At 63.6% G+C, this 25,985-nt stretch carries 27 protein-coding genes; 11 read left to right on the forward strand and 16 right to left on the reverse strand.

The annotated features are described in order from the left end of the window. Positions 1-282: 282 nt before the first annotated feature. Both phbB and NKI16_RS19420 read right to left on the reverse strand, forming a co-directional pair. Complete coding sequence (phbB, locus tag NKI16_RS19415) at positions 283-1,008, reverse strand: acetoacetyl-CoA reductase (protein WP_352923607.1); 726 nt, start codon at positions 1,006-1,008, stop codon at positions 283-285. 104 nt (positions 1,009-1,112) lie between these two features. After that, a complete protein-coding gene (locus NKI16_RS19420; protein ID WP_352471180.1) occupies positions 1,113-2,297 on the reverse strand; it encodes an acetyl-CoA C-acetyltransferase in 1,185 nt (394 codons plus the stop codon). Between the two features lie 278 nt (positions 2,298-2,575). Between NKI16_RS19420 and phaR the strand changes: the two genes are divergently transcribed. After that, the gene (phaR, locus tag NKI16_RS19425; RefSeq protein WP_023678449.1) at positions 2,576-3,184 is read left to right on the forward strand and encodes a polyhydroxyalkanoate synthesis repressor PhaR; all 609 of its coding nucleotides are present in this window, start codon (positions 2,576-2,578) and stop codon (positions 3,182-3,184) included. Between the two features lie 68 nt (positions 3,185-3,252). On the opposite strand, the gene NKI16_RS19430 is transcribed toward phaR, so the two are convergent. Beyond that, positions 3,253-4,401, reverse strand: a complete 1,149-nt coding sequence (locus NKI16_RS19430; RefSeq protein ID WP_352621508.1) for a citrate/2-methylcitrate synthase — start codon at positions 4,399-4,401, stop codon at positions 3,253-3,255. Positions 4,402-4,493: 92 nt separating this feature from the next. Here NKI16_RS19430 and NKI16_RS19435 point away from each other — a divergent pair, with 92 nt between their 5' ends. From NKI16_RS19435 to NKI16_RS19460, 6 genes are all read left to right on the forward strand, one after another. Further along, the gene (locus NKI16_RS19435; RefSeq protein WP_023678451.1) at positions 4,494-5,582 is read left to right on the forward strand and encodes a citrate synthase/methylcitrate synthase; all 1,089 of its coding nucleotides are present in this window, start codon (positions 4,494-4,496) and stop codon (positions 5,580-5,582) included. 184 nt (positions 5,583-5,766) lie between these two features. Further along, positions 5,767-6,549 carry a 3-hydroxybutyrate dehydrogenase gene (locus NKI16_RS19440; protein WP_023678452.1) on the forward strand — a complete coding sequence of 261 codons (783 nt, stop codon included), beginning with the start codon at positions 5,767-5,769 and terminating at the stop codon, positions 6,547-6,549. A 26-nt stretch (positions 6,550-6,575) separates the two neighbouring features. Further along, positions 6,576-7,706 carry a patatin-like phospholipase family protein gene (locus NKI16_RS19445; RefSeq protein ID WP_023678453.1) on the forward strand — a complete coding sequence of 377 codons (1,131 nt, stop codon included), beginning with the start codon at positions 6,576-6,578 and terminating at the stop codon, positions 7,704-7,706. A 279-nt stretch (positions 7,707-7,985) separates the two neighbouring features. Then, positions 7,986-9,197, forward strand: a complete 1,212-nt coding sequence (locus tag NKI16_RS19450) for an efflux RND transporter periplasmic adaptor subunit (protein ID WP_023678454.1) — start codon at positions 7,986-7,988, stop codon at positions 9,195-9,197. A gap of 2 nt (positions 9,198-9,199) precedes the next feature. Continuing rightward, positions 9,200-12,376, forward strand: coding sequence for an efflux RND transporter permease subunit (locus NKI16_RS19455; RefSeq protein ID WP_023678455.1), 3,177 nt, complete (start codon positions 9,200-9,202; stop codon positions 12,374-12,376). A gap of 99 nt (positions 12,377-12,475) precedes the next feature. After that, complete coding sequence (locus NKI16_RS19460) at positions 12,476-12,634, forward strand: DUF3309 family protein (RefSeq protein WP_023678456.1); 159 nt, start codon at positions 12,476-12,478, stop codon at positions 12,632-12,634. A 65-nt stretch (positions 12,635-12,699) separates the two neighbouring features. Here NKI16_RS19460 and NKI16_RS19465 read toward each other — a convergent pair whose 3' ends face one another. Next, entirely contained in the window at positions 12,700-13,659 is a 960-nt protein-coding gene (locus NKI16_RS19465) for an SDR family oxidoreductase (protein ID WP_352621510.1), read from the reverse strand. 93 nt (positions 13,660-13,752) lie between these two features. Between NKI16_RS19465 and NKI16_RS19470 the strand changes: the two genes are divergently transcribed. Then, positions 13,753-14,664, forward strand: a complete 912-nt coding sequence (locus NKI16_RS19470) for a LysR family transcriptional regulator (RefSeq protein ID WP_352640807.1) — start codon at positions 13,753-13,755, stop codon at positions 14,662-14,664. On the opposite strand, the gene NKI16_RS19475 is transcribed toward NKI16_RS19470, so the two are convergent. The 4 genes from NKI16_RS19475 to NKI16_RS19490 form a co-directional block, all read right to left on the reverse strand. After that, complete coding sequence (locus tag NKI16_RS19475) at positions 14,622-15,803, reverse strand: MFS transporter (protein WP_352703816.1); 1,182 nt, start codon at positions 15,801-15,803, stop codon at positions 14,622-14,624. The two genes, NKI16_RS19470 and NKI16_RS19475, sit on opposite strands and share 43 nt — an antisense overlap. Before the next feature lie 146 nt (positions 15,804-15,949). Next, complete coding sequence (locus NKI16_RS19480; protein WP_352452498.1) at positions 15,950-16,411, reverse strand: cupin domain-containing protein; 462 nt, start codon at positions 16,409-16,411, stop codon at positions 15,950-15,952. A gap of 11 nt (positions 16,412-16,422) precedes the next feature. Further along, positions 16,423-16,731, reverse strand: a complete 309-nt coding sequence (locus tag NKI16_RS19485) for a DUF1244 domain-containing protein (protein WP_352589894.1) — start codon at positions 16,729-16,731, stop codon at positions 16,423-16,425. A gap of 26 nt (positions 16,732-16,757) precedes the next feature. Then, positions 16,758-17,555 (reverse strand): N-formylglutamate amidohydrolase, encoded by a 798-nt coding sequence (locus NKI16_RS19490; protein ID WP_352572000.1) that lies wholly within the window; start codon positions 17,553-17,555, stop codon positions 16,758-16,760. A 286-nt stretch (positions 17,556-17,841) separates the two neighbouring features. Between NKI16_RS19490 and NKI16_RS19495 the strand changes: the two genes are divergently transcribed. Together NKI16_RS19495 and pyk are read left to right on the forward strand one after the other, a co-directional pair. After that, positions 17,842-18,288, forward strand: coding sequence for a DUF1036 domain-containing protein (locus NKI16_RS19495; RefSeq protein WP_352489443.1), 447 nt, complete (start codon positions 17,842-17,844; stop codon positions 18,286-18,288). Further along, positions 18,285-19,715 (forward strand): pyruvate kinase, encoded by a 1,431-nt coding sequence (pyk, locus tag NKI16_RS19500; protein ID WP_023678464.1) that lies wholly within the window; start codon positions 18,285-18,287, stop codon positions 19,713-19,715. The genes NKI16_RS19495 and pyk overlap by 4 nt, the downstream gene beginning before the upstream one ends. Positions 19,716-19,934: 219 nt before the next feature. Here the strand turns inward: pyk and NKI16_RS19505 are convergent, their stop codons facing one another. Beyond that, entirely contained in the window at positions 19,935-20,534 is a 600-nt protein-coding gene (locus NKI16_RS19505) for a tetratricopeptide repeat protein (protein WP_352454860.1), read from the reverse strand. 94 nt (positions 20,535-20,628) lie between these two features. Then, a complete protein-coding gene (gene ykgO / locus NKI16_RS19510) occupies positions 20,629-20,754 on the reverse strand; it encodes a type B 50S ribosomal protein L36 (protein WP_006203764.1) in 126 nt (41 codons plus the stop codon). A 235-nt stretch (positions 20,755-20,989) separates the two neighbouring features. On the opposite strand from ykgO, the gene NKI16_RS19515 reads away from it, so the two are divergent. Further along, positions 20,990-21,412, forward strand: a complete 423-nt coding sequence (locus tag NKI16_RS19515; protein ID WP_352621517.1) for a lysozyme inhibitor LprI family protein — start codon at positions 20,990-20,992, stop codon at positions 21,410-21,412. A 92-nt stretch (positions 21,413-21,504) separates the two neighbouring features. On the opposite strand, the gene NKI16_RS19520 is transcribed toward NKI16_RS19515, so the two are convergent. The 6 genes from NKI16_RS19520 to NKI16_RS19545 form a co-directional block, all read right to left on the reverse strand. After that, positions 21,505-22,581, reverse strand: a complete 1,077-nt coding sequence (locus NKI16_RS19520) for a 5-(carboxyamino)imidazole ribonucleotide synthase (RefSeq protein ID WP_352621519.1) — start codon at positions 22,579-22,581, stop codon at positions 21,505-21,507. Next, complete coding sequence (purE, locus tag NKI16_RS19525) at positions 22,578-23,075, reverse strand: 5-(carboxyamino)imidazole ribonucleotide mutase (protein ID WP_023678468.1); 498 nt, start codon at positions 23,073-23,075, stop codon at positions 22,578-22,580. Before purE ends, NKI16_RS19520 begins: the two co-directional genes overlap by 4 nt. A 124-nt stretch (positions 23,076-23,199) precedes the next feature. Further along, a complete protein-coding gene (locus NKI16_RS19530) occupies positions 23,200-24,033 on the reverse strand; it encodes an anti-sigma factor family protein (protein ID WP_352782404.1) in 834 nt (277 codons plus the stop codon). Continuing rightward, positions 24,030-24,590: a sigma-70 family RNA polymerase sigma factor gene (locus NKI16_RS19535; RefSeq protein WP_502897610.1), complete on the reverse strand. Its 561-nt coding sequence runs from the start codon at positions 24,588-24,590 to the stop codon at positions 24,030-24,032. Before NKI16_RS19535 ends, NKI16_RS19530 begins: the two co-directional genes overlap by 4 nt. A 25-nt stretch (positions 24,591-24,615) precedes the next feature. Beyond that, a complete protein-coding gene (locus NKI16_RS19540) occupies positions 24,616-24,858 on the reverse strand; it encodes a cupredoxin domain-containing protein (RefSeq protein WP_502896695.1) in 243 nt (80 codons plus the stop codon). A 116-nt stretch (positions 24,859-24,974) separates the two neighbouring features. Next, entirely contained in the window at positions 24,975-25,922 is a 948-nt protein-coding gene (locus tag NKI16_RS19545) for a metallophosphoesterase family protein (protein ID WP_352782405.1), read from the reverse strand. Positions 25,923-25,985: the final 63 nt, after the last annotated feature.

The following is a 25,985-nucleotide window of genomic DNA, read 5'->3' on the forward strand; positions in this document are numbered from 1 at the left end:
TTCCGCTCAAAGCCGGAACGAATCGGCGACGAATCAGAGATAGCCGAAGTTTCTTGGTTTGTTCACCGCAGCATGTTGTGTTGTGAACAGCTTTTCCACCTAGAATCCACAGGCTGCCGGGCGGTTTTTGCACAGGCTGCGAGTTTGCCGTTAACCTTTGCGTGCCGGATTGGGGCAGCGTGCTGCATCGAGATCTTGCAACGGGAAGACCGCTATAGAAACGGGCCGTTTTGCAGGCCCGTTCGTCCAAGCGCGTATCTGTCTCAACGTAAAGATAAACGATCAGGCGATGTACTGGCCGCCATTGGCTGATATGGTCGAGCCGGTGATGAAACCGGCATCGTCGGAAGCGAGGAAGACGACGCAGCGCGCGATTTCCTCCGGCTCGCCGAGACGGCCGACCGGGATGTGCGGGATGACGCGCTCGTTGAGGACCTTCTCGTCCATTGCCTTGACCATCTCGGTGGCGATGTACCCGGGGCAAATGACGTTGACGGTGATGCCGGCGCGCGCGCCTTCCTGGGCCAGTGCCTTGGTGAAGCCGATATCGCCGGCCTTCGAGGCCGAATAATTGACCTGGCCGGCCTGGCCTTTCTGGCCGTTGATCGAGGAGATGGTGATGATGCGACCGAACTTGCGGTCGCGCATGCCGCCCCACAACGGATGCGTCATGTTGAAGACGCCGGAAAGGTTGGTGTCGAGGACCTCTTTCCATTGCTCGCGCGTCATCTTGTGGAACATCGCGTCGCGAGTGATGCCGGCATTGTTGACCAGCACCGAGACGGGACCGAGATCGGCTTCGATCTGTTTGATGCCGGCGGCGCAGGCCTCGTAGTCGGCGACGGACCATTTATAGACCGGGATGCCGGTCACGGCCTTGAACTTTGCCGCCGCTTCTTCATTGCCGGCGTAGTTTGCGGCGACCGAATAGCCGGCGCTTTTCAAGGCGACCGATATCGCCGCGCCGATGCCGCGCGACCCGCCTGTGACGATTGCAACCTTTGTCATATGTCCTCCCGGGAAATGCAGATGACTGAGCGTTGAAGCGGTGGGGTTTGCCCTCTATTCCCTACTCGCTTTGCGCCAGCATCCTATTCGTATCGCTTATCTCATCACAATGCTTCCACGCACATGGCAACACCCATGCCGCCGCCGATGCACAGCGTGGCAAGGCCTTTCTTGGCACTTCTGCGGCGCATCTCGTAGACCAGCGTGTTGAAGATGCGGGCGCCCGAGGCGCCGACGGGATGGCCGATGGCGATGGCGCCGCCATTGACGTTGACGATGGCCGGATCCCAGCCCATGTCCTTGTTGACGGCGCAGGCCTGCGCGGCAAAGGCCTCATTGGCTTCGACCAGATCGAGGTCGCCGACCGACCAGCCGGCCTTGGCCAGCGCCTTGCGCGAGGAGGGGATCGGTCCCGTCCCCATGATCTGCGGGTCGACACCGGCGGTCGCCCAGGAAACGATACGCACCAGCGGTGTGATGCCGCGCCTTGCGGCTTCCGCTTCGGTCATCAGCACCACGGCAGCGGCGCCGTCGTTGATGCCGGAGGCATTGGCTGCCGTCACCGTGCCTTCCTTGTCGAACGCCGGCTTGAGCTTGGTCATGGCATCGATTGTCGCGCCGTGGCGGATGTATTCATCCTGGTCGACTACGGTGTCGCCCTTCCTGCCCTTGACTGTAAAGGCAACGATCTCGTCCTTGAATTTCCCGGCTTTCTGCGCGGCCTCGGCCTTGTTCTGGGAAGCCAGTGCGAACTGGTCCTGGTCGTCGCGGGTGATCTGGAACTGGCGGGCGACGTTCTCCGCGGTGTTGCCCATATGATAGCCGTAGAAGGCATCGGTCAGGCCGTCCTTTATCATGGTGTCGATCAGCTTGAAGTCGCCCATCTTGACGCCACCGCGCAGATGTTGCGCATGCGGAGCCATCGACATCGACTCCTGGCCGCCGGCAACGATGATCCTCGCGTCGCCCTGGGCGATCTGCTGCATGCCGAGCGCGATGGCGCGCAAGCCCGAGCCGCAGAGCTGGTTCAGGCCCCAGGAGGTCGCCTCCTGCGGTACGCCGGCAGCCATTGCCGCCTGCCGCGCCGGGTTCTGCCCTTGAGCGGCGGTCAGGATCTGGCCGAGGATGACCTCGTCCACCTCCTTGCCGTCGACGCCGGCACGGACCAGCGCTTCCCTGACGGCGACGGCACCCAATTCATGGGCTGGGGTGTTGGCGAAGGCGCCGTTGAAGGAGCCGACGGGCGTGCGCGCCGCACTGGCGACAACGATGGCGTTGGAAGCGGACATGTTCTTCTCCAGGCTTTCGGGGAACGATTTCGGGTGCCGTCGGGGACTTTTCTTGCCCTTTCCACAACCCGAGTCAAACCCGAAATGGGCATGGCGTTCCTCCGCGGCAAGCAGGCCGCGCGTCGCTGCGATGACGGCCCATCCGTGCTGCGCAGCATAAAATGTTCCCGCACTGCACAAACTGCTTGGATTCATGACGCTTTTGCGCATATCCTTTAAAAAGGCGCAATCGTTACCGGCGGCTTACTTAAGCTGCCCGGTGTCCGGGGAGGATGCAGATGGCCGCAAAAGACGAACCTATTGTTATCAAGAAATATGCCAATCGCCGTCTCTACAATACGGGCACCAGCACCTATGTGACGCTCGAGGATCTCGCTGAAATGGTCAAAAGAGGCGAGGACTTTACTGTCCAGGACGCCAAGACCGGTGACGACATCACGCATCCGGTACTGACCCAGATCATCTTCGAGCTGGAGAACAAGGACGGGCAGAACATGCTGCCGATCCCGTTCCTGCGTCAGCTCATCGCCTATTACGGCGACCAGATGCAGATGATCGTGCCGAGCTTTCTCGAACAGTCGATGCTGGCCTTCTCGAAGGAGCAGGAACGCTTTCGCGAGCAGATGAAAGACGCCCTCGGCAAGTCGCCGATGGACATGATGAAGATCGCGACACCAATCAAGGTGCTGGAGGAGCAGACGCGGCGCAACATGGAAATGTTCCAGAACGCCATGCGGCTGTTCACGCCGTTCCCGCCCGCGGGCTCGGCGCCGGCAGCAGCGCCGGCCGAACCGGCCAGGAAGGAAACGCCGGAAAAACCCGACGACCTTCAGGAGCTGAAGGAGCAGATCGCCGCGATGCAGCGCAAGCTCGACACGATGTCCTGACTGCCGGCTGGCGAAGTGCAGCGTCGAACCTTCCTTCGGGTGCCGCTGAGACTTCGCAAGCAGCGCGGCTAGAGCTGCTCCGGCAGCGGTCCCTGGTAGCGGGCGCGTGGCCGGATCAGGCCGTTGCTTGTCACCTGCTCCACGGCATGCGCGGCCCAGCCGACGCTGCGGCCGAGCGCGAACAGGCGGAACGGCGCATCGGACGGCAAACGGAGACCGCGCGTCAGCGCGGCCAAAGCGAAATCGACGTTCGGGCGCATGCCCGTTGCCGCAAAGGCCGCATTGCAAAGCCGTAACAGCCCATCATCGACATCTATCGCGGCCAGCAACGGTTCCGCACGCGGATCGCCGTCGGGATAAAGCGGATGGCCAAATCCGGGCAGCGGCCTGTCGTGACCGAGCCAGCGTCCGACAGCCGCATCCGGCCCCAATCTCTGCGCATCTTCCGCCAGCATCATGACCGCCTCCGCGGCGCCGCCATGGCGCGGACCGGAGAGCGTGGCGAGGCCGGCAAGCAGGCAGGCCGAAACAGGTGCACCGGTGGACGCGGCGACCCGCGCGGCGAAGGTCGATGCGTTCAATTCGTGATCGGCCAACAGTACCAGTGAGCGGCGGATCAAGTCTGCGCCGGCCGCATCGAGCGACCATCCCCGCGCCAGCCTTTCGTGCACGGCACCAGTTCCGGGAATCGCGCCGAGCGCCTGGGCCAAAGCGGCGATGGCGCCGGCCGCATCGTGGTTGAGCGAAGCCGATCTTCGGCCGAGCGAAGGCCGGCCGTTGGCCGCCAACGCGGCCAATTCCGCGAAGGCAGCCGGCCGGCCAGTTGCGCCGTTGCCATGGCGGCTCGCCGAGACGAACGACACTGGTGCGCCAGATGCCCAAAGCAGGTTTGCCGTCTGCTCCAGCGTGGCAGCCTCGCAGAGAGCAACCGCATCCTGGCCGCGATAGACAAGGCGGCCATGCAAAACGGTCGAGATCGTGGTGGCGATCGCCGGCTCACCCCAGGCAATTGCACTTTCGGCGATTGCCTGGGGATTTCGGCCACGAGCCCGGCGGCTCGCCAGCGCCGCGATATCGTCGGCGCGATACTGGCTGCGGCGTGGATCCGCCCGGTCCGGCCGCACGCCGATGCGTCCGCGGCTGACATAGGCATAGAGGGTCTGGGCTCGCACCTTGAGACGCTCCAGGGCTTCGTCCCGCGTCAGCCACTCCGTCATGTCAGCCTTGTCATGTTGATTCCGTTGATCAAGATTGATGGTCCAGTCACCAACCCTTATCTTCCACCCGGAAAGGGTCAAGGAGAAAACCAATGGCGAATGGGCTCGATGATGTGGTGGCGGCGGAAACGGTGCTCTCCGATGTTGACGGTCTTGGTGGCCGCCTGACCATCCGGGGCCATTCGTTGCCCGAACTGGCAGGCCGCTGGAAATACGCCGAGGTGGTTCATCTGCTGTTCGACGGCTTTTTCGACGATCTTCCCGACGGCAGGGAGCTGGCGAACGCGATCGGTCGGGCGCGCAGCGAAGTGTTCGAGCAGATCAAACCCTTGCTGCCGTTTCTCGCATCCGTCGATATCTACAGCGCGATGCGCGCCGGTATTGCCCTGCTGCCGGATGGTGACAAATTGTCGGACGCGCTGCGGCTGGTTGCGGCACCTGCCGTGCTGACGCCGGCCTTGCTGCGCTTGCAGCGCGGCGAAAGCCCGATTGCGCCCGATAGCAAGGCCGATCATGCAGCCGACATGCTGCGGATGCTGACCGGCATTGTGGCCTCGCCTAAATTGGCGAAGGCGCTCGATGCCTATCTCGTGACGGTTTGCGACCACGGCCTCAACGCATCGACCTTCGCCGCGCGCGTGGTCGCTTCGACGCAGGCCGGGCTTACTTCGGCGGTGCTGGCCGGGCTCGGAGCGCTCAAGGGGCCGCTGCATGGCGGCGCGCCAGGTCCGGTGATCGAGATGCTGGATGCGATCGAGGTGCATGGCGACGCCGCCGGCTGGCTGCGTGGCGAGATCGCGCGTGGCGGCCGCATCATGGGCTTCGGCCATCGCATCTATCGCGTGCGCGATCCGCGTGCCGACGTGCTGAAAGCCGTCGTGCGCCAGCTCGGCGCCGAGGGCGAAAGCGGCCACCGGCTGGCCTTCGCCGAAAGCGTGGAGCAGGCGGCGCTCGAAGTGCTCCGCATCGCCAAGCCGTCACGCTCGCTCCAGACCAACGTCGAGTTCTTCACAGCGCTCCTGCTGGAAGCGGCGGGCTTTCCGAAAGAGGCGTTCACCAATGTCTTTGCTGCCGGGCGCGTCGCCGGCTGGATTGCCCATGCGCGCGAGCAGCAAACGAGCGGACGGCTGATCCGGCCGCAGTCGCGCTATATCGGGACGGTGCCGGACCTCGTCGCCTGACGAGCTTTCAGCGCATGCTTTGCGAAACGAGGCGACGACCTCTCTTAGGGGACGAGAGAGGTCTACATGACAAAAATTTCATGTCATTGCTCCACACATCCGCTGTTCTTGGGTGACAGAGAGCCTATATGCTGCAGTGCAGCATGGTTCCACGGGAGCCCGCCTCGAAAGGAATAAAGCCGCCTTGACCGCCAGAAAAACCGCCATCGTCACCGGTTCCACCTCGGGCATCGGCCTGGCCATTGCCCACGCGCTCGCGGCCGAAGGCTGCAACGTCGTCGTCAATTCCTTTTCCGACACCGCCGACGACCGCGCCATCGCAGACGCGATCGCGAAGCACCACAAGGTGAAGACCGCCTATGTCAAAGCCGACATGTCGAAGCCGGCCGAGTGCCGGGCTTTGGTGGCGAAGGCAGCCGAGGCATTCGGCTCGGTCGACATCCTGATCAACAATGCCGGCATCCAGCATGTCGCGCCGGTGGAAAGCTTCCCGATCGAGAAGTGGGATGCGATCATCGCCATTAACCTGTCATCGGCCTTCCACACCATCGCAGCCGCCATCCCGTTGATGAAACAGGCCGGTGGCGGCCGGATCGTCAACGTCGCCTCGGCCCACGGCCTTGTCGCCTCGCCGTTCAAGTCGGCCTATGTCTCGGCCAAGCATGGCATTATGGGCTTGACCAAGACTGTCGCCCTGGAACTGGCGCGCGACAAGATCACCTGCAATGCCATTTGTCCGGGCTATGTGTTGACGCCGCTGGTCGAGGCGCAGATCCCCGACCAGATGAAGGCCAACAAGATGGACCGCGAGACGGTGGTCCGTGAGGTAATGCTCGAAAAGCAACCGACCAAGGAGTTCGTCACCGTCGAGCAGGTTGCGGCGGCCGCGGTGTTCCTATGCTCGGATGCGGCGGCGCAGATCAACGGCGCGCACATCTCTGTCGATGGCGGCTGGACCGCTCAGTGAGGCTTCCAGCGGTCAAGGGCCACGCCATGCCGAAAAATGGCAAGGCGGAAGAGCCAAAGAAGATCAATGTCGCGCTGCAAGGCGGCGGTTCGCACGGGGCGTTTTCCTGGGGCGTGCTCGATCGGCTGCTCGAGGACGGGCGCCTCGACATAACGGCGGTTTCGGGCACCAGCGCCGGCGCCATGAATGCCGTGGCGCTGGCCGACGGCTTTGTCCGCGGCGGTGTCGAGGGCGCGCGGCGGAAGCTCGACGATTTCTGGCGTGCGGTGGCGGCAAAGGGCCGCTTCAGCCCGGTACAGCGCATGCCTTGGGACGTCGCCTGGGGCAATTGGTCGATCGAGAACACGCCCGGCTATTTCCTGTTCGATACGATGTCTCGGGTATTTTCGCCCTATGTCGCCAATCCGCTCGCCATCAATCCGCTGCGCGACGTGGTCGAACGTGAGATCGATTTCGACAATGTGCGCGCCTGCAAGTCGATGGAACTGTTCATTTCCGCTACCAATGTCGAGACCGGCCAGTTGCGGGTCTTCTCGGACGGCGAGATCGACCTCGACACGGTGATGGCGTCGGCCTGCTTGCCGCAATTGTTCCGTGCCGTCGAGATCAAGGGCGTGCCCTATTGGGATGGCGGTTATGGCGGCAACCCGGCACTGTTCCCGTTCTTCAAGACGGCGGCCACCGAGGACGTGCTTTTGGTGCAGATCAATCCGGTGGTCCGCGAGGGAACGCCGAAGAGCGCCAATGAGATCCAGAACCGCATCGACGAGATCACCTTCAATGCCGGGCTGTTGCGCGAATTCCGCTCGATCGCCTTCGTCAAGGAACTGATCGCCGCCGGCCGATTGCCGCACGGCGAATATCGCGACATCCGCATGCACCGCATCGATGCCGACGAAGCGTTCAAGGATCTGTCGGCATCGTCCAAGGTCAATGCCGAATGGGCGTTCCTTGCCTATCTGCGCGACCTCGGCCGCACCGCAGCCAGTGATTGGCTGGAAGAAAATTATGACGCCGTCGGCAAGCGGCCGACGATCGATCTGTCCGGCGAACTCGACGACGGCTTGAAGCCGGTGACCGGGCCGGCGCCGGGCCGGCGGGTCAAGGAATTTCTTGCGGCGCGCAAGCAGCCCGAGGCCGCCCGCCGTCCGGCCTAGCTGCTTCGCAAGCAGATGGCATTCGCAATCCGTCAATCATCCTGACACTTGCTGCCATACCGCTGTTTTGGCGATCAACAGCCGATGCTGCAGCCGCATCTTTGCGGACAAAGCAACAACCCATCAACTTTTCTGACTATATTGCGCTGCAACTTTGAGGTAGAAGCGCGCTTCGCCGATCACGGCAATTTGAATACGGCCTCGCGCGCACCCATATCGGCGACGCGCCCCAAGTAGAAGATGCGGCCTGGCCGAACCCCGCGCACTGGAAAAATGACGATGCCGAAATTCAGGTTTCACAAGCTTGCAGCCATTGTTGTGCTCATCGGGTTCGCCGGCTGGATGGCGACAGGCGAGTTCTCGTCCGTCGGCAGCGCGTCCGCCGACAACAAGCCCAAGGCAGGAGAGGTCGAGCAGCCCAAGGCAGCCGACGCAGGCAAGCCCCAAGCTGGCGAACAGGGGGCTGCCAAACCGGGGACTGCCGAGGCGGAACAGCCCAAGGCGCCGTTGCGCACGGTCGCGGTCATAACCCCGCCGCGGCGCACCTATGCACGCGCTATCCGCATTTCCGGACTGACCGAAGCCGACAAGCGCGCCGTCCTGGCGACACGCGTCGCCGGCGTCATCGACAAGCTGCCGGTCAAGCAGGGCCAGCACGTCAAGACCGGCGACCTGATCCTGATGCTTGCCGCCGAGGAAAAAATCTCGGCGGTCGACAATGCCAAGCAGCTTGTCGTGCAACGTGAGGCAGAGCTGGCAGCTGCCCTGCGGCTGATGAAAACCGGCAATCTGCCCAAGTTGCAGCTCGATACAACCCGCTCCAACCTGACGCTGGCCAAGTCGCAACTGGACGCAGCGCAAGCCGAGCTCGACCGCAACGAGGTGAAGGCGCCCTTCGACGGCGTCATCGACCGGGTGCCGGTGGAGCTTGGCAGTTCCGTGATGCAGGGCGGCGAGGTGGCGACCATTCTCAAGCTCGATCCGGTGATCGCACGCGGCGAAGTCAGCGAACGCGATCTCGGCTATCTGAAGATCGGTGACGAAGCCAATGTGCGCCTGGTCAGTGGCCAGACCGTCAAGGGTACGGTGCGCTACATCAGCCGGGATGCATCTTCGGCAACCCGTACCTTTCGGGTTGAAGTCGCTATCCCCAATGCCGATGGGTCCGTACCGGCCGGCATGACGGCAGAAATCGCGCTCAGCGCCCAGCCGACCGACGCCGTGATGCTGCCGCGCTCGGTGGTGACGCTCGGCGACAAGGGCGACCTCGGCATCCGCGCCGTCGACAAGGATGACAAGGTCGTGTTCTTCCCGATCGATCTGGTCGACGACACGCCAACCGGCCTGGTGCTCGGCGGCATTGCGGCCGACGCCCGCATCATCGTCGCCGGCCAGGAGCTGGTGAAGGAAGGCGAGGTGGTCAAGCCGGTCGCAGCCGACCAGGCGACCATCCAAAAGCTGTTGGGCGAAGCGACGGCCGGGACGCAGTAATCATGGACATCGTCAAACTTGCTATCAGCAATGCCCGGCTGACCATTGCGGTCCTGGTCTTTCTCATCCTTGCCGGTGCGGTCGCCTACCAGTCGACGCCGAAGGAAGCGGAACCGGACGTTCCGATTCCGATGATGTATGTCAGCCTGATCTACCAGGGCATCTCGCCGGAAGACTCCGAGCGCCTCCTGCTGCGGCCGATGGAAGCCAAGCTGAAGAGCCTGAAAGGCCTCAAGGAGATGCGCTCGGCCGCCTTCCAGGGCGGCGGTTATGTGCTGGTCGAATTCCAGCCACAGACGGATCTCGCCACCGCGCTGCAGGACACACGCAGCAAGGTGCAGGACGGCAAGGCCGACCTGCCGCAAGCGGCTGAGGAGCCCGTGGTCTCCGAGGTCAATATCTCCGAGTTCCCCGTCCTGGTCGTGACGCTGTCGGGCGAGGTGCCCGAGCGCGTGCTGACGGCGGCGGCGCGCGAGCTGCGCGACCGCATCGAGGAAGTGCCTGGCGTGCTCGAGGGCTCGCTGCAGGGTGCGCGCGACGACCTCGTCGAAGTGGTCATCGATCCGATGAAGCTGTCTTCCTACGGGCTGCAGCTCGACCAGTTGATCGGTGCCGTCGGCGCTTCCAACAGTCTTGTCGCCGCCGGCAACATCGAAGGATCCGAGGGCAAATACGCGGTCAAGGTGCCGTCGCTTATCGAGACGCCAGAGGATGTGGCGGCGCTTCCGGTCGTCGCCGGCCCCAATGCGGTGGTGCAGGCCAAGGACATTGCCACCATCCGCTCCACATTCAAGGACGCCGAGACGGTCACCCGCCTCGACGGCAAGCCGGCGATCGCCATCGAGGTGAAGAAGCGCATCGGCTCCAACCTGATCGATACGATTGGCAAGGTCAGGGAGGTGTCCGACGCCTTCATCAAGACGATGCCGGAGGGCATGCACGTCACCTACACGCAAGACAAGTCCGTCTTCGTGAACCAGTTGCTCGGCGACCTGCAGAACCACGTGATGATCGCCGTCATCCTGGTGTTCATCGTCATTCTCTACGCGCTGTCTGGCCGTGCCTCGCTGCTGATCGGATTGGCCATCCCCTCGTCCTTCCTGATCGGCATCCTGTTGCTGGCAATGATGGGCTACACGATCAACATGATCGTGCTGTTCAGCCTCATCCTGGCGGTCGGCATGCTGGTCGACGACGCCATCATCGTCACCGAATTCGCCGAGCGACGCATGAGCGAGGGCATGCCGAAGGAGCAAGCGTTCGCGCTTGCCGCCAAGCGCATGGCCGGCCCGGTCATCGCGGCGACGATGACGCGCATTGCCGCCTTCTCGCCGCTGTTGTTCTGGCCGGGCATTATCGGCGACTTCATGAAATACATGCCGATCACGCTGATCGTGACGCTCTCGGCCTCGATGCTCTATGCGCTGGTCTTCGCGCCGACGCTGGGCGCGATATTTGCCAAGGCGCCGGCCCATCACCCCGACGACAATCGCGACGGCTGGTACATGGCCGTGGTCAAGCAGGCGGTGCATTATCCCATCACCGTGCTTGTCCTCACTGTGGCGCTGTTGTTCGGCGTCGGCTACGCCTATTCGAAATTCGGTGCCGGCGTCGAATTCTTCCCGAATGTCGAGCCTGACTACGGCCTGCTCTATGTCCACGCCCGCGGCAATCTTTCGCTTGCCGAAATGGACGCGGCCACCAAGACCGCGGAAAATCGGCTGCTCGGTTGGCCGGGCGTGAAGTCTGTCTATACCCGTGTCGGCAAGACGCAGGGCGGCGGCCAGGATGTTCCGGAAGACGTGGTTGGCGTGATCCAGTACGAATTCGTCGACTGGCGCGAGCGTAAATCGGCGAACTCAATCCTGGACGAACTGCGCGGCGTGATGGCCGGCATTCCCGGTGTCGACGTCGAGGTTCGCGTGCCGGAAGCCGGCCCGCCTACCGGCAAGCCGATCCAGATCAGGCTTTCGGCCGTCGATCCGAAGGGCCTTGACGACAAGGCCCGCGCCGTCGCCGCGCGCATAGCCAAGGTGCCCGGCGTCATCGATATTTCCGACGGCCTGGCGCCGCCCGGCGTCGACTGGGCGCTTGAAGTCGATCGCGCCAAGGCGGCGCAGTACGGCATCAGCCCAACCGCGGTCGGGACGGTGGTGCAACTGGTGACCAACGGGCTGAAGCTCAGCGAATACCGGCCCGCCGGCGCCGACGATGCAGTCGACATCAGGCTGCGCCTGCCCGAGGATCGGCGCACGCTGTCGACGCTCGACGAACTGCGGGTGCAGACCGCGCAAGGCTCGGTGCCGATCTCGAACTTCGTCGTGCGCAAGCCGGAGCCGACGGTCGGTATCCTCAACCGCATCGACGGCGCGCGAACTGTGGTCGTCCAGGCCAACGTCGCTGCCGGCGCCCAGGTGGCAGCCGTCCAGCAGGAGGTCACCAAAGCTGTCGCCGACATGAACCTCGGCAGCGGCATTCGCTGGAAGCTTGCCGGTTCGAATGAGGACAGCGCGGAGGCCGGCGCCTTCCTCAGCAAAGCCTTCGGTGCGGCGATCTTCCTGATCTTCATCGTGCTTCTGGCGCAGTTCAACAAGTTCACCAGCGTCTGGCTGGTGCTGTCCTGCGTGGTCATGGCGACGATCGGCGTGTTCCTCGGGCTGCTGCTGACGGGAGAGGCATTCGGCATCGTCATGTCGGGCATCGGTGTCATCGCGCTGGCCGGTGTGGTGGTGAACAACAACATCGTGCTGATCGACACCTATGACCGGTTGCGCGAAGAGGGCTGGGACAAATACGAAGCCGTTCTGCAGACCTGCCGCGAACGTGCCCGTCCGGTGGTGCTGACGGCGGTGTCGGCGATCCTCGGCGTGCTGCCGATTGCTTTCGGCCTCGGCCTCGAAATCTTCCATCACGAGACGACGATCAACGCGCCGTCGACGCAATGGTGGATTTCGCTGTCTTCGGCGATCGTCTTCGGGCTGTCCTTCGCCACCGTGCTGACGCTGGTGGTGACGCCGTCGATGCTGATGGTGTTCACTCGCGCCAAGGTCAAACCCGGTGCGCGTCGTGGCTGGTTCAGTCGCCTGTTGGGGCGTCGAAAGGCCGAAATCCCGTCGAAAGGCCTGGACGCCGATCTGGGTGCCGAACCGGCGATCGCCTTCCCGAAAGCCGCCGAATAGAGTCCGGATCGCCATCCTGATCAAGCAAAGGCCGCCCGGGAACAATGGGCGGCCTTCTGCATTGTTCCGTCATTGCAACCTCAAAGCGAGGATTTTCTGATGACGATCAGCACCATTCTCATCATTATCCTTATTCTTATTCTGATCGGCGCGGTTCCGGCATGGCCGCATTCCCGGTCCTGGGGTTACGGACCATCCGGCATCGTCGGCGTCATCCTGATCGTTGTCCTGGTGCTGCTGTTGATGGGCCGGATCTGAGCGCAACCCTCCTCCCCGACCAGCGGCGGATGACCGTGAGGCCATCCGCCTTTTTTGGTTTGTTGTTAGGCAACTTTTTGCGTCGTCTTGAGCGTGGCGATGCCGATATCCTCGAGCGCTTCCGACACTGCATCTTCCAGCGGCGTGTGCGGGATCGTACCGATAACGCTTTCCAGCCTGCCTGAAACCAGCCGGTGCGGCTCGAAGCGGAGATAGGACATCGAAACGATCTCGCGCCACATCGCCACGAACGGGCCGCCGGCACGCAGCACCCACCACGGCATCGACGTCAGTTTCAGCGAGCGCCCGAGCGCCTTCTCCGCGGCCGCCTTGATCTGCAGGTCGGTCACCGCATGGCCAGGAAAGTTCAGCGCCTCGTAGGAGCCGAGCTTGTCGAGATTGTCAGCCAGCCCGACGAAGGCCTTGGCCAAGTCGGGCAGATAGGCCCATTCATGCACGAGATCGACCGGCCCTGGGGCGGTATAGACGCCCTTGGTCATCTTGGCGGCAACAACCAGATCGAACCACGATCCGCTGCCGGTACCACCGAAGAAATCACCGGCGCGCAGCAGAATCGTGCGCACCCGACCCGCGTCGGCCTCGCGGCGAAACAGGTCCTCCATGGCGACGCGGATACGGCCCTTTTCCGTCGTCGGGCGAAACGGCGTGTCTTCGGCTATCACCGCCGGCATCTGCGAGCCGTAATTGTAGACGGTGCCCGGGAAGAGATGCAGCGCGCCGTTCGCCCGGCAGGCAGCCATCACATTCTCGGCCATCGGCAGGCATTTGCTCCAGTCGGTGTAGAGCGGGTTGAGGCCGTTGAAAATGATATCGACGCCTTCGGTCGCGCGGATCAGCGCAGCACGGTCGAGCGCGTCGCCGGCGATCGCCGTAGCGCCTTTGAGCTCGGCCGGCACCTTGCCGCTGCGGGTGATGGCACGGACATCGTAGCCGGCATCGAGGAAGGCCTTGGCGACCGTGCGGCCGAGGCGGCCATTGGCGCCGAGAATTGCGATCGTGGTCATTGTTCGTCTCCGTGTTGCGTTACGACGCCAATATTGTCTCTTCGCAAACGAATGAAAATTGACTACGATTGGCGATATGATATTCAATTTTGAATGGATATTGACTGGAACCTGATCAAGAGTTTCGTCACCGTGGCGGAGACCGGCAGCCTGTCGGCCGCCGCGCGAAAACTTGCCGCGAGCCAGCCGACGCTCGGCCGCCACATCACCGAGCTGGAACAGGCGCTCGGTGTCACGCTCTTCCGGCGCGGGCGGCGTGGCTACGCGCTCACGGAAGCGGGCAACACGCTCTTTGAACGGGGCCGCGCGGTGAGCGAGCAGGCGAGCGCCTTTTCGCTGCTGGCGCTGGGATCGGTCGAGGCGATAGAGGGTACGGTGCGCATTGCCGCCAGCGAAGTGGTGGCGGCCTATGTGCTGCCGGAAATCACAGCGAGGCTTGGGTTCGAGGAGCCGGGCATCGAGGTCGAGATCGTCGCCTCGAACCAGGTCGAGAATCTGCTGCGTCGCGACGCCGATATCGCCATTCGCATGGTCAAGCCGGCGCAGAATGAACTGGTCGCGCGCAAGGTGACCGACATTCCGCTCCGCGCCTGCGCGGCAAAATCCTATCTGGACCGGCGTGGCCGTCCGCGCGAGGCCCGCGATCTTGCCGGCCATGATCTGGTCGGCTTCGACCGCAGCGACGAGATCATTCGCGGCTTTGCCCAGTTCGGCGTCCCGCTCGCCCGCAATGCCTTCCGCTTCAGGACCGATAATCAGATCGTGCTGTGGGAAGCGGTGCGGGCGGGAAACGGCATCGGCTTTGGCCAGGAGCCGCTCGCCGACCGTGATCCGCTGGTCGAGACAGTGCTGCCGGGTCTCCCGCTGCCGACGCTGCCGGTGTGGCTGGCCATGCATCGCGACGTGCGTACCAGCGTGCGCATCCGCCGCGTCGCGGATTTCCTCTACGAAGAGTTCAAGCGCTATTCAGCCGGTGCAGGCTCGGCAGCAAATTCAGCGCGGTGAGCGAGCCCAGCCATCACCAGCACGACGACCAGCAGCCCGGACAGAGCGACGAAGATCGGGCCGAAGCTCGAGTGTTCGGCGATGAAGCCGATCGCCGACGGCGCCACCAGAATGCCTGAGTAACCCATTGTGGTGACGACGCTCATGCCGGTGCCGGACGCCATGCCCTCCTGGTTGCCGCCGGCCGAAAAGATAATCGGCACCATGTTGGCAATGCCGAGGCCGCAAAAGGCAAAGGCGGCAATGGCCAGCCAAGGCGAGGGAGCCAGCCCGGCCACCAGCATGCCGGCAGCAGCGGCAAGGGCCGAGGCGCGCAACGTCGTAACGGCACCGAAACGGTTGCGGACGCCATCGCCGAGAAAGCGCATGATGGCCATGACTCCGGAAAAGGCGGCATAGGCCAGGCCTGCGATGGCAAGATCGGCGCCGAGCTCCTGCCTGAGATACAGCGCCGCCCAGTCGAGTACCGCACCTTCGGAGATCATCGTCAGCAGCGCCATCAGCCCAACCAGATAGACCAGCGGGTTTGCCGGCAGCGCGAATTTGTGGTGCTCGGCGACTGGGTGCTTGTCCTCGGCGATCAGGTAGCGGACCGCTACGGCGATTACGGCAAAGGCAAGAGCCGTCACCACTGTCGCATGGGCGAGGTGACCGTAGTTCTGGATGGCGAAACCGCCCAAAGCGCCGCCAGCGAAACCGCCAAGGCTCCAGAAGCCGTGCGAGGACGACATGATGGCACGGGACAGCCGCCGTTCGACTGCCACTGCGTTGGCATTCATTGCGACGTCCATGCCGCCGATCGAACCGCCGAAGATGAACATGGCGACGGCCGCAAGGGGCACGTTGGGGGCCAGAGCCACAACCAAAAGGCCGAAGCTGCCGGCAAGTCCGAACCAGCGCAGCACCGTGCGCGAGCCATGCTTCGAGATCAGATGGCCGCACCAGGTCATGGCAGTGACGGCGCCGGCACCGAACAAAAGAATCAGCAAGCCGAGCGTGAACTTCGAAATGTCGAGTCGCGTCAGGAACACCGGGATCTGCGGCGCCCAACTGCCGGTCAAGAAGCCGTTGGCGAGGAAGATGCCGGCCACTGCCCAGCGTCCACGAATCGCGATCTGCGTGATTTTCTGCGCGTCCATCGGGTAGAATCCGGTCCGGAAATGGCGTTGCGCGGCAAATTAGATCGATTCAATTCACAGTCAAGCGCTCTTCGCCGAAAGTGCTTGGACCAGACGCTACGTCCTCTCGCGTCGGCCAACCATCTCGGCGGTCCACTCCGAAATCCCTACGGCTCGGGATAAGGCGCGCCATCCTTGTGCACAAACCGGCCGTCAGCGTTGGTGCTCATCATGTCGATGTCGGAGCAGGTGGCGACGTCGTCGGGCCAGCGCGAACCGACTTCGAGATAGATCGCCATCGCGCCCGATTTATTGATCATGTGATGGCCGTTGCCTGATCCTTTCGGAAAGGCCGCGCAATCACCGGCGCGCAGCACCGTCTCGCCGGCATCTTCGACGAGCGTCAGCTCGCCTTCAAGCACGTAGACGAATTCGTCTTCGTGCGAATGCCAGTGGCGCTGGCTCGACCAGTTGCCCGGCGGCAGGCGCATGAGATTGATGCCGAAGTCGGTGAGCCCGCCTGCGTTGCCTAGCCGCTGCCGCACGCGTTCGGCACAGGGTGCATCGAACGGCGGTGGATAGGATGAGCCCTTGCGTCCGGGCACGTCGGCAACGTCAATCTTAGGCACGGCGTCCTCCCCTAGTGATCCCTAGGGCGTCTTGCCTCGAACTCGGCCTTCTTGGCGTCGGAGGCTTCGACCTGGTTCAGTGCCTGCCACTCGGCATAGGGCATGCCGTAGATGATTTCGCGCGACCGGTCCTTGCTGAGTTCGACACCTTCGGCTTGCGCCGCGTCGCGGTACCAGTTGGACAGGCAGTTGCGGCAGAAGCCGGCGAGGTTCATCAGGTCGATGTTCTGTACGTCGGAACGCTCGCGCAGATGCGCGACCAGCCGGCGGAAGGCAGCGGCTTCGAAATCGCGCTTTTGTTCTTCGCTGAGTTCGGTCATGTCATGTTGGCCTCCCTTGGGCCTCATCATACCGGCCCGGTGCGCGAGCCGAATATTTTCACCGCATGTATATCGGCACGTCGATCTATCGCGTCAACGATCGGCGCCAGCCGTTCGGCCCAGGCGAGGGCACCCTTGCGGTCGGCGATCAGGTCCTGGCGGACCTCGAGCAGCGCATGGGCAAAGCCGTTGACGATGGCATGCCTGAACATGGTATCGCCGCGCAGTGCGCCGTCATAGGGTTCGTTGTCGCCGACGATGAGGCTCTTGTCCTCGGCGAGCATGTCGATCAGCGGCCGCGCAACGCGGTCGTCCAGGTCCCACAATATGCCGGCGTGCCACGGCCGCACGAATCCCTGCATGGTCGGTGTGAAGGAATGCACCGAAAAGATGAAGGGTGCCCGCGCGGATGCTCGCGCCACAGAGGCGATCATGGCGCCGACGGCATCATGATAGGGGCGGTAAAAGCGGTCCAGCCGTCGTTCGCGCTCCTCCGGGGCCATGGGATAATTTCCCGGGATGACGGTGCCGTCATAGAGCTGGCGAATCAGCGTTGGATCGTCTTCGCCGCGATTGGGGTCGATCAGCAGTCGCGAAAAATTGGCAAGCACCGCCGGAACGCCGAGCAGACTTGCGAGTTCGCGGGTTACAGTCTCGACGCCGATGTCGTAGGCGATGTGGCGGTCGAACTCCGCCGCCGGCAGGCCGAGACTGCCATACTCCTCCGGCAGGTCGCGGCGGGCGTGATCGGCCAGAAGCACCATGCCGCGCTTGCGATCGCCTTCGACGATATCGAAAGGCGCGAAAACTGTGGATCGGGTCATTGGCGGGAAAGGTCTGTTCGCTGGCTTTCGGGGAGGGTGGTATCGTCATTCCACGAAGAGAACGCTTGCGCAATGCCGTTGTTTGGCCACGGTTTCTGCCAAAAAACTGAGCAGGGGCGACCGCAAGCGCGCCAGAGCCTTCTAAATCGATTGGAATTGGACAGATCGGCGCGTTGACATGCGTACGGACTTTTCCGAAAAGGGGCGTTGAGAGATGCAAATGTGGTTCTTGAGGGGTTTCAGGATGGGTTTCGCCGGCAGGCTGCGTGTGCGCCACGCCTTGGCCATGCCGCTCCTGGTACCGGCCATGGCTCTTTTCGCGGTGATTTCGGCCTCGCCGGCACGGGCCGATTTCCGGGTCTGCAACGCCACCCAGAACCTGGTCGGCGTCGGCATCGGCTATCGCGCCAAGGCCGGCTGGATCACCGAAGGCTGGTGGCACATCGAAGGATCGAGCTGCAAGACGCTGATCGAGGGACCGTTGTCATCAAGGTTTTACTATCTTTATGCAGAAGACGCCGAGCGCGGCGGACGCTGGGATGGCCCGATCAACATGTGCGTGGCCGAAAAAGAGTTCAAGATCGCCGGCGTTACCGATTGCGTCGCCCGGGGCTTTCAGCGCGCCGGATTCCAGGAATATGACACGGGCGAGCAGGCAAGCTGGATGGTCCAGCTGACTGACGAGCCCGCAACGGATGGCGCTCCAGCCGCCCCGGGAACAAACAGTCAATGAGACGCAGCCGCAAGGTCAAGATCCTCGCCACCATCGGTCCGGCCTCCTCGTCCGAGGAGATGCTGAAGAAGCTGTTCGAAGCCGGCGCCGACGTGTTCCGCATCAATATGAGCCACACCGACCATGAATTGATGCGTACGCTTGTCGGCCGCATTCGTGCCGTCGAGGAGGCGGTCGGCCGGCCGATCGGCGTTCTCGCCGACCTGCAAGGGCCAAAGCTGCGCGTCGGCAAGTTCGCCAACGGCAAAGAGGTGCTGACCGCCGGTCAGACCTTCACGCTCGACGACAATGCCGAGCCCGGCAATTCGACGAGGGTCTACCTGCCGCATCCCGAAATCCTGCGTTCGGTCGAGGCTGGTCATCGCCTGCTGATCGACGACGGCAAGCTCGAGCTCAAGGCGGTCAGCAGCAACGGCAAGGCGATCGTCTGCACCGTCGTCGCCGGCACCACCATTTCCGACAAGAAGGGCGTCAGCCTGCCCGACACCGACCTGCCGGTCGGCGCGCTGACGGAAAAGGACCGCCGGGATCTCGACGCGGTTCTGGCGACCGGCGTCGACTGGGTGGCGCTGTCCTTCGTGCAGCGGCCCGAGGACCTGGCCGAAGCGCGCAAGATCGCACGCGGCCGGGCGCTGATCATGGCCAAGATCGAAAAGCCGCAGGCCGTCGCCCGGCTGGCCGAGATCATCGAGCTTTCGGATGCGCTGATGGTCGCCCGCGGCGATCTCGGCGTCGAGATGCCTCTCGAAGCCGTGCCTGGCATTCAGAAGCAGATTACCCGCGCCGCGCGCCGTGCCGGCAAGCCGGTGGTGATCGCCACGCAGATGCTGGAATCGATGATCACCGCGCCGGTGCCGACGCGGGCCGAGGTGTCGGACGTGTCGATCGCCGTGTTTGAAGGCGCCGACGCGATCATGCTTTCGGCGGAGTCCGCCGCCGGCGCCTATCCGGTCGAGGCGGTGGCGATGATGAACCGGATCGCCACCAAGGTCGAAACCGACCCGACCTATGCCGGAATTATCAACGCGCAGCGCTCGGAACCGGAAGCGACCGGAGCCGACGCGATCTCGCTCGCCGCCCGCGAAATAGCCGAGACGCTGAAGCTGTCGGCGATCATCACCTATACCGCGTCCGGCACGACCGGCTTGCGCGCCGCGCGCGAGCGGCCGCAAGTGCCGATCGTGGCGCTGTCGCCGATCCTCAACACGGCGCGGCGGCTGTCGCTGTTGTGGGGCACGCATTGCGTCGTTTCCCCCGACGCCAGCGACCTCGACGACATGGTCGACCGCGCCTGCCGCATCGCCTTCGATGAAGGTTTCGGCAAGCCGGGCGACCGCGTCATCATCACGGCCGGCGTGCCGCTGAGGACGCCGGGCTCGACCAACATGTTGCGCATCGCCTATGTCGGATCGGAAGTCGGCCGCTAATGTCGGCCGCGGCTGCCGGATAGGCCGGCTGCATGGCGCGTCGTAAACACGGCGCCAGCCGGGCGCATCGACGGCAGTTGGGCTGCGATCAACGCCGAACTCCGCCAGCTTGCATCAGCCTGTGACCGGTTCAGGAGTAGGGGAGTAGGGGAGTAGGTGTTCCACAGTGCAATCTGCACCTCTCACATACTACCTTGCTCCCCTACTCCCTTACTGGTCTCAAATGCCTTCGCCGGCAAGCTCCTCGGAAAGCGCGGCGACCTGGTCCTGGGCGCTGCGCATCATCGGGTAGATGCCGAGCACGCGCTGCCAGGCCTCAAGTGCCGACTGCTTGTGGCCGGTTTCGGCCATGATCTGAGCCAGGCCCGAAAGCGCGCCGAAATGGCGTGGTTCGAGCTGCAGGGTGCGGTCGATGTCCGCCATCGATTTTCCGTAGTTCTTCATCATGAAATGAACAGTGGCGCGCCGGTTCCAGCCTTCCGCATAGGTCGGCTGCAAAGTCACCACCTGATCGAGGAAATCGAGTGCAACATCGAATTTCTGGTTTTCGATCGCCTTCTGCGACCATTGCATCATCAGGTCGATAGAGGCGCTGCCCGACTGGGACCACTCGCTGCCGATCCGTCCGGCGATGCGCTCGGCCGCCTTTTCATTGCGTTCGCGCTTGAGATCGGCAAACAGCTGATCGAGCCGCGCCTGTTTCGTCTTGACGACCGGAGGTGCTGTCGGCGGAGTTGTGGTCGGATCTTCAGCCCACGCCGGCAGCGAGACAGCGCCGGAAACGAGGAAAGCCGTGAAAAATGCAAAAAGAATCCGCATCGCGGGAATCTAGCCCCCGACGCCGGATCGTCAAACTGAATTTAGCGTGAGAGGCGTATCATGCGGACGGAGGCGCGCAGCCTCCGTCGAAAACTCAACCCTGGCGCGCCTTGTAGCGCGGCGCGGTCTTGTTGATGATGTAGATGCGGCCCTTGCGACGAACCAGCTGGTTGTCGCGGTGACGCGCCTTCAACGCCTTGAGCGAATTCTTGATCTTCATGGTCTTGCCCGTCGGTCTGGGCCCGGTCACGGGCCGAATTATTAAGGCGCGCCCACAGACGCGCCTTTGAACTGTGCGTGGCTCATAGACGAGGAGCGTTGCCCGTGTCAACCGCAAGCGCGTTGCCTAAACGATACGGACCGTTTCGTATCATCAAATATCCGCCACTGGCGTCTTGCGGCGTTGCGCAGGGTTGAGACGGCTGGAATGATGCGGTTGCGAATTGGAGATCGTCATGCGCCGAATTCTTGTGTCCGCCTGTCTTGTCGTCCTCGCGGCAGGTTCTGTTGCCTATGCGCAGGAATGCGACCGCAACGACGACAGCCAGCAGATGATGAACGTCTGCGCCGACGCGGACTACAAATCCGCCGACGCCAAGCTCAACAAGGCCTACCAGGATCTCATCGGCGGAAGTGACGCAAAAGCCAGGAAGCTGTTGCAGACGGCGCAGCGCGCCTGGATCGCTTTTCGGGACGCGGAATGCAGCTATTCCGCCGCGGACAGCGAAGGCGGCTCGATCTATCCGATGCTGATATCGGAATGCCTGACGCGGCTTACCGACGATCGCACCAAGCAGCTCACCGCCGATTCGACCTGCGCGGAAGGCGATGTGAGCTGCGCCAGCCCCGACGAGGACGAGAGCGGCGAAATCCAGTAAGCGTAGGTTCTAACTTTGTGTTTGAGCATGATCTTTTCCGAAAACCGGATTCCACTTTTCGCTAGCGCGGACCTTCGGTTCGGGATCATGCTCTAGCTGCGGCGGCTCACGCGCGTAAAATGGCCCATCTTGCGGCCGGGCCGCGCCTCGGCCTTGCCATAGAGGTGCAGCATCAGATCGGGCTCGGCGAGCAGCTCAGGAACGCGCCTGACATCGTCGCCGATCAGGTTTTCCATGACGCAGTCGAACTGCCGGGCGGGATTTCCCAGCGGCAGGCCGGCGACGGCGCGGATGTGCTGCTCGAATTGCGAGATGGTGCAGGCGGCCTCCGTCCAGTGGCCGGAATTGTGGACGCGCGGCGCTATCTCGTTGGCCAACAGCGAACCGTCGGCAAGGACAAAGAATTCGACGCCGATGACGCCGACATAGTCGAGCGCTGCAAGGATCTCTGCCGCCGCCGTTTGAGCCGCAGCCGCCGTCTCGGATTTTACTCCGGCCGGCAGCGTCGAGCTGTGAAGAATACCGTTGCGATGGACATTCCACGCTGGATCGTAGGCGGCGAGCGAGCCGTCGCTGCCGCGCGCGGCGATCACCGAAATCTCGCGCTCGAAGGTGACGAAGGATTCCAGGATCAACGGCACGTTGCCCATCGCCTCGCAAGTGCCGGCAAAGCCGCCTGTTTCCATGTTGCGGAAGACACGCTGGCCCTTGCCGTCATAGCCCATGCGGCGCGTCTTCAATATGCCGCTGCCGTTGAACTGTTTCAGCGCAGCCGTCAGTTCCTCGTCATTGTCGACGGGGCTGAAATCCGCGGTCGGTATGCCGATGCCGTTGAGGAATTTCTTTTCCGCCAGCCGGTCCTGCGCCACTTCCAGTGCGCGTGCCGGCGGATAGACCGGCACCGTAGAGGCAAGTGCCGCGGCGGCCGCGACCGGTACGTTCTCGAATTCATAAGTAACGACGGCACTGGCCGCAGCCAGCTCGCTAAGCGCGGCCGCGTCGTCATAGGCGGCGACGATCTGCCGGTTGGCGACCTGTGCCGCCGGGCAATCCGGCTGCGGCTCCAGCACGACGATGCGGTAGCCGAGGCGAGCCGCGGCCATCGCCAGCATGCGGCCAAGCTGGCCGCCGCCGATGATGCCGATGCTCGATCCCGCCGGCAGGCTCACGGCGCGTCCGTGGGCTCGGCGGCCACCTTGGCGGTCTGCGCGGCGCGCCAGCTATCCAGCCGGGCGGCGAGCTTTTCGTCGCTCAGCGCCAGCACCGCGGCGGCCAGAAGGGCAGCGTTGGCAGCGCCGGCCTTGCCGATGGCCAAAGTGCCGACCGGAATGCCGGCCGGCATCTGCACGATTGATAGCAGCGAGTCCTGGCCCGACAGCGTCTTTGATTCCACCGGCACGCCGAACACCGGTAGCGGCGTCATCGCCGCCGTCATGCCGGGCAGATGCGCCGCACCGCCGGCACCGGCGATGATCACCTTGTAGCCGGCCGCCTTGGCGCCCTTGGCGAAGTCATAGAGCCGGTCGGGCGTACGGTGGGCCGAGACGATCAGGCGCTTGTGCGGAATTCCAAGCGCCTCAAGCGTTTCGGCGGCGTGGCGCATCGTCGCCCAGTCGGACTGGCTGCCCATGATGATGGCGACGTCGGCGCGGTGATCGTCCAAGCTTCTGCTCTCCGGCGGCAAAAGCGCGCATTAGCTGAAATCGAGGGGAGCCGCAAGGATGGCCGGAAACGGCAAAGCCGCTTGTGCCGTCTCCGTGGCTACGCACATGGACAGGGGCGGTCTGTCATAGGGCGGCCGCTGCTCGGAAGCGGTTGACGAAGTCGTCAAGTTCAGGCCGTTCCGTATCGGAAATCGCCCAATAGGAAAAGGCGCCGTCGCTCCAGTGCACCAGCGAGAAGCCACCGGCAGAAAGATCGACCGGCGCGGTTGTCGAGCCGGTTTGCTGTGGCGCGGCGACGAGGGTGATCAGGTGCTCGCGATGGCGGTAGACCAGTGCCGGCACCGGCTGGTCGGCGATCACCTCGACCCGGCCGCCGAGCAATGCGAAACCGTCATTGGCAAGGTCTGGCGCAGGCGGCGACAGGCCGACCCTGCGATCCAGCCAGGGTTTGACCGTGTGCCGGTCCGACGAGACGACGTCCACGGGGCTGGCTGCCAGCAGGCTGCGGCGATGGCCGCTGGCGACCGCGGCGGCAAAGCTGTCGGGCGCCCTGCTCAGCATCATCCATTGCGTCGCACCGCTGGCCAGCACGGCGGTAACGATGATCGACGCCGCCAGCGCGCGCCAGTCGAACGCGCCAAATCGGTGCACCGCTCTGTGTGCCGGCGGCACTCGAGCGGCGGGCGCCGGCGCCGGCAGCACTTTCTCCGTACCGGCTGTCCCGATTGCAGCGATGCGAGCCTTGAAATCCTCACGGACATCGAGCCTCGGCAGCCCGCTGACGACCGTCTGCAGCGCAGCGATGCGGGCATGCTCGGCGACGAGCGCCGGATCGGCCGCGATGCGTCGCTCGACAGCCAATGCTGCTGCTGCGTCGAGCTCGCCATCGACCAAGGCATGGATCATCAGTTCCACGCCCGCCGGGTCATCGGGCAGTCCATCGTTGTGCGCGCTCATGGCGCCCTCCCAAGTTGGGATATCAGCAGACCGCGCGCCCTCGCCAGCCGCGACATCACCGTGCCTAGCGGCACGCCAAGCAGCGTCGCGATCTCGCGATAGCTGAGGCCGTTGATGTCGCGTAGCACCACAGTCTCGCGAAATTGGTGCGGCAGCGCGGCGATCGCCGCCTCGAGTGCGGCCGTGTCGGCCTTGGCGATCAGGCTTGCCTCAGGACTAGCCGTATCCGGCAGGCCGGCGCCATGTGCAGCCGTCATGTCATCGAGGTCGCTCAGGTCGCCGACGGCGACGATACTGCGCGGCCGGTTGCGCGCCAGCCAGGAGTAAGAGGCGTTGCGCACGATCGCCAGCAGCCAGGCGCGCGCATTGCCGCCGGCATAGCCGGCGATGCCCGCATGCGCCTTCAAACAGGCCTCCTGCACCACATCCTCCGCGTCGGCGGCGTTGCCGGTCAGCCAGCGGGCGAGCGCAAGCGCATCCGCGAGATGGGGCAGAACCACCTCGCGAAAGCGCTCGGTCACGGCCTCTTGGTTCAACACCGTCGCATCGCCCGGCATCCCGGGCAGAACCTTCCGAAAATCCTCACGGAGCGACGGTGATCCTGCCCTGCATGTGCGGGTGAAGCCCGCAGAAATAGGCATAGTCGCCCACTTTGGTGAAGGTGAAGGCATATGTGTCACCGGTGTCAAGCGCCTTGGAGCGAAACGAGGCATCGTTGGCGACCACCAGATGCGGGATGTCGTCGTCATTCTCGAAGGTCACGGTAGTGCCCTGCTTTACCGTCAGCACCGCCGGTGTGAAGGCAAAGTTCTCGATCTTGACCATTGGCTGGTCTGCTGCGTTCAGTGGCATGGCAACCATTATCAGGATCGCCGCCAAACCGAACGTGACAGGGGATACGACCAAGACGCGGGATGGGAAGCGGATCATCGCATTTCCCCTCAGGCCAGCGTGCTGTCGATGATGGCGAGGTCCTGCCCGCCTTGCTTGACTGTCACGCTGCTTGTGCCGAGCAGGCTGCGCAACTGGCCGGCAGGTACCGTCATCGGCCCGGGTGAGGCTGCGGTGCCCGGCGCCGGTTGCGGGAAAGCGGTCGAGCGCGCGGTATGAAAGGTAACGTTGCCTTCGACCTTCTGCATGATCTGGTGGATATGGCCGTTGAGTACGGTGACAGAGCCGAAGCGCTTGAGCAGGGCCAAGGCCTGCGCCGCGTCGTCGGTGCCCCAGCCCCATTCGGGATAAACAGCCCATAGCGGGATGTGGGCAAAGACGACGATTGGCGTCGAGGCGGTGACCGCCTTCAGATCATCGGCCAACCATGCCAACTGGTCGGCGCCGAGATTGCCCAGCCCGCCAGCCTTCAGGTTGACGACGTTGACCAGGCCGATGAAATGGACGCCGTTCTGGTCGAACGAATACCAGCCGGCGCCCTTGGTGCCCTTGCCGTAGCGGTCGAGATAGGCCCGGCCATTGCCGTCATCGATCAGGTCGTGCTCACCGGGCACATAATGCACGTCGAAGCCTGCGCCGCCGATGATCTGGGCAGCGTTGTCGAACTGCGCGGCTTTCGACAAATGGGTGATGTCGCCGGTGTGGATCATGAAAGCGGGCTTTTGCGGCAACGCCTGGATCTTGCCGATGGCCTCCTTCAGCGTGTCGATGGCGTGCGGGTTGGCAGCCTTGTCGAAGCCGATGTGGCTGTCGGAGATCTGGAGGAAAGTGAAGCCGGTGGCCAAGGCCTCGGCGGCTTGCGACGCACCGAGCAGGCTGAGCGAAACCGGCACGCCGGCCGAAATTGTCCACAGCACTCCCGTGCCGGCCCAGATCATGCATTCCAGTGCATGACGGCGGCTGATGCCGTCAGCTTCATTGTCGTGGTGGTGGGTCATACCGGTCTCCTGCACGCCGGAAATGGCGTCTGTTTGGGAGACCAATGGGCGGGGTGGTTTATT

The sequence above is a fragment of the Mesorhizobium sp. M0698 genome (assembly GCF_040320455.1).
Lineage (GTDB): Bacteria > Pseudomonadota > Alphaproteobacteria > Rhizobiales > Rhizobiaceae > Mesorhizobium.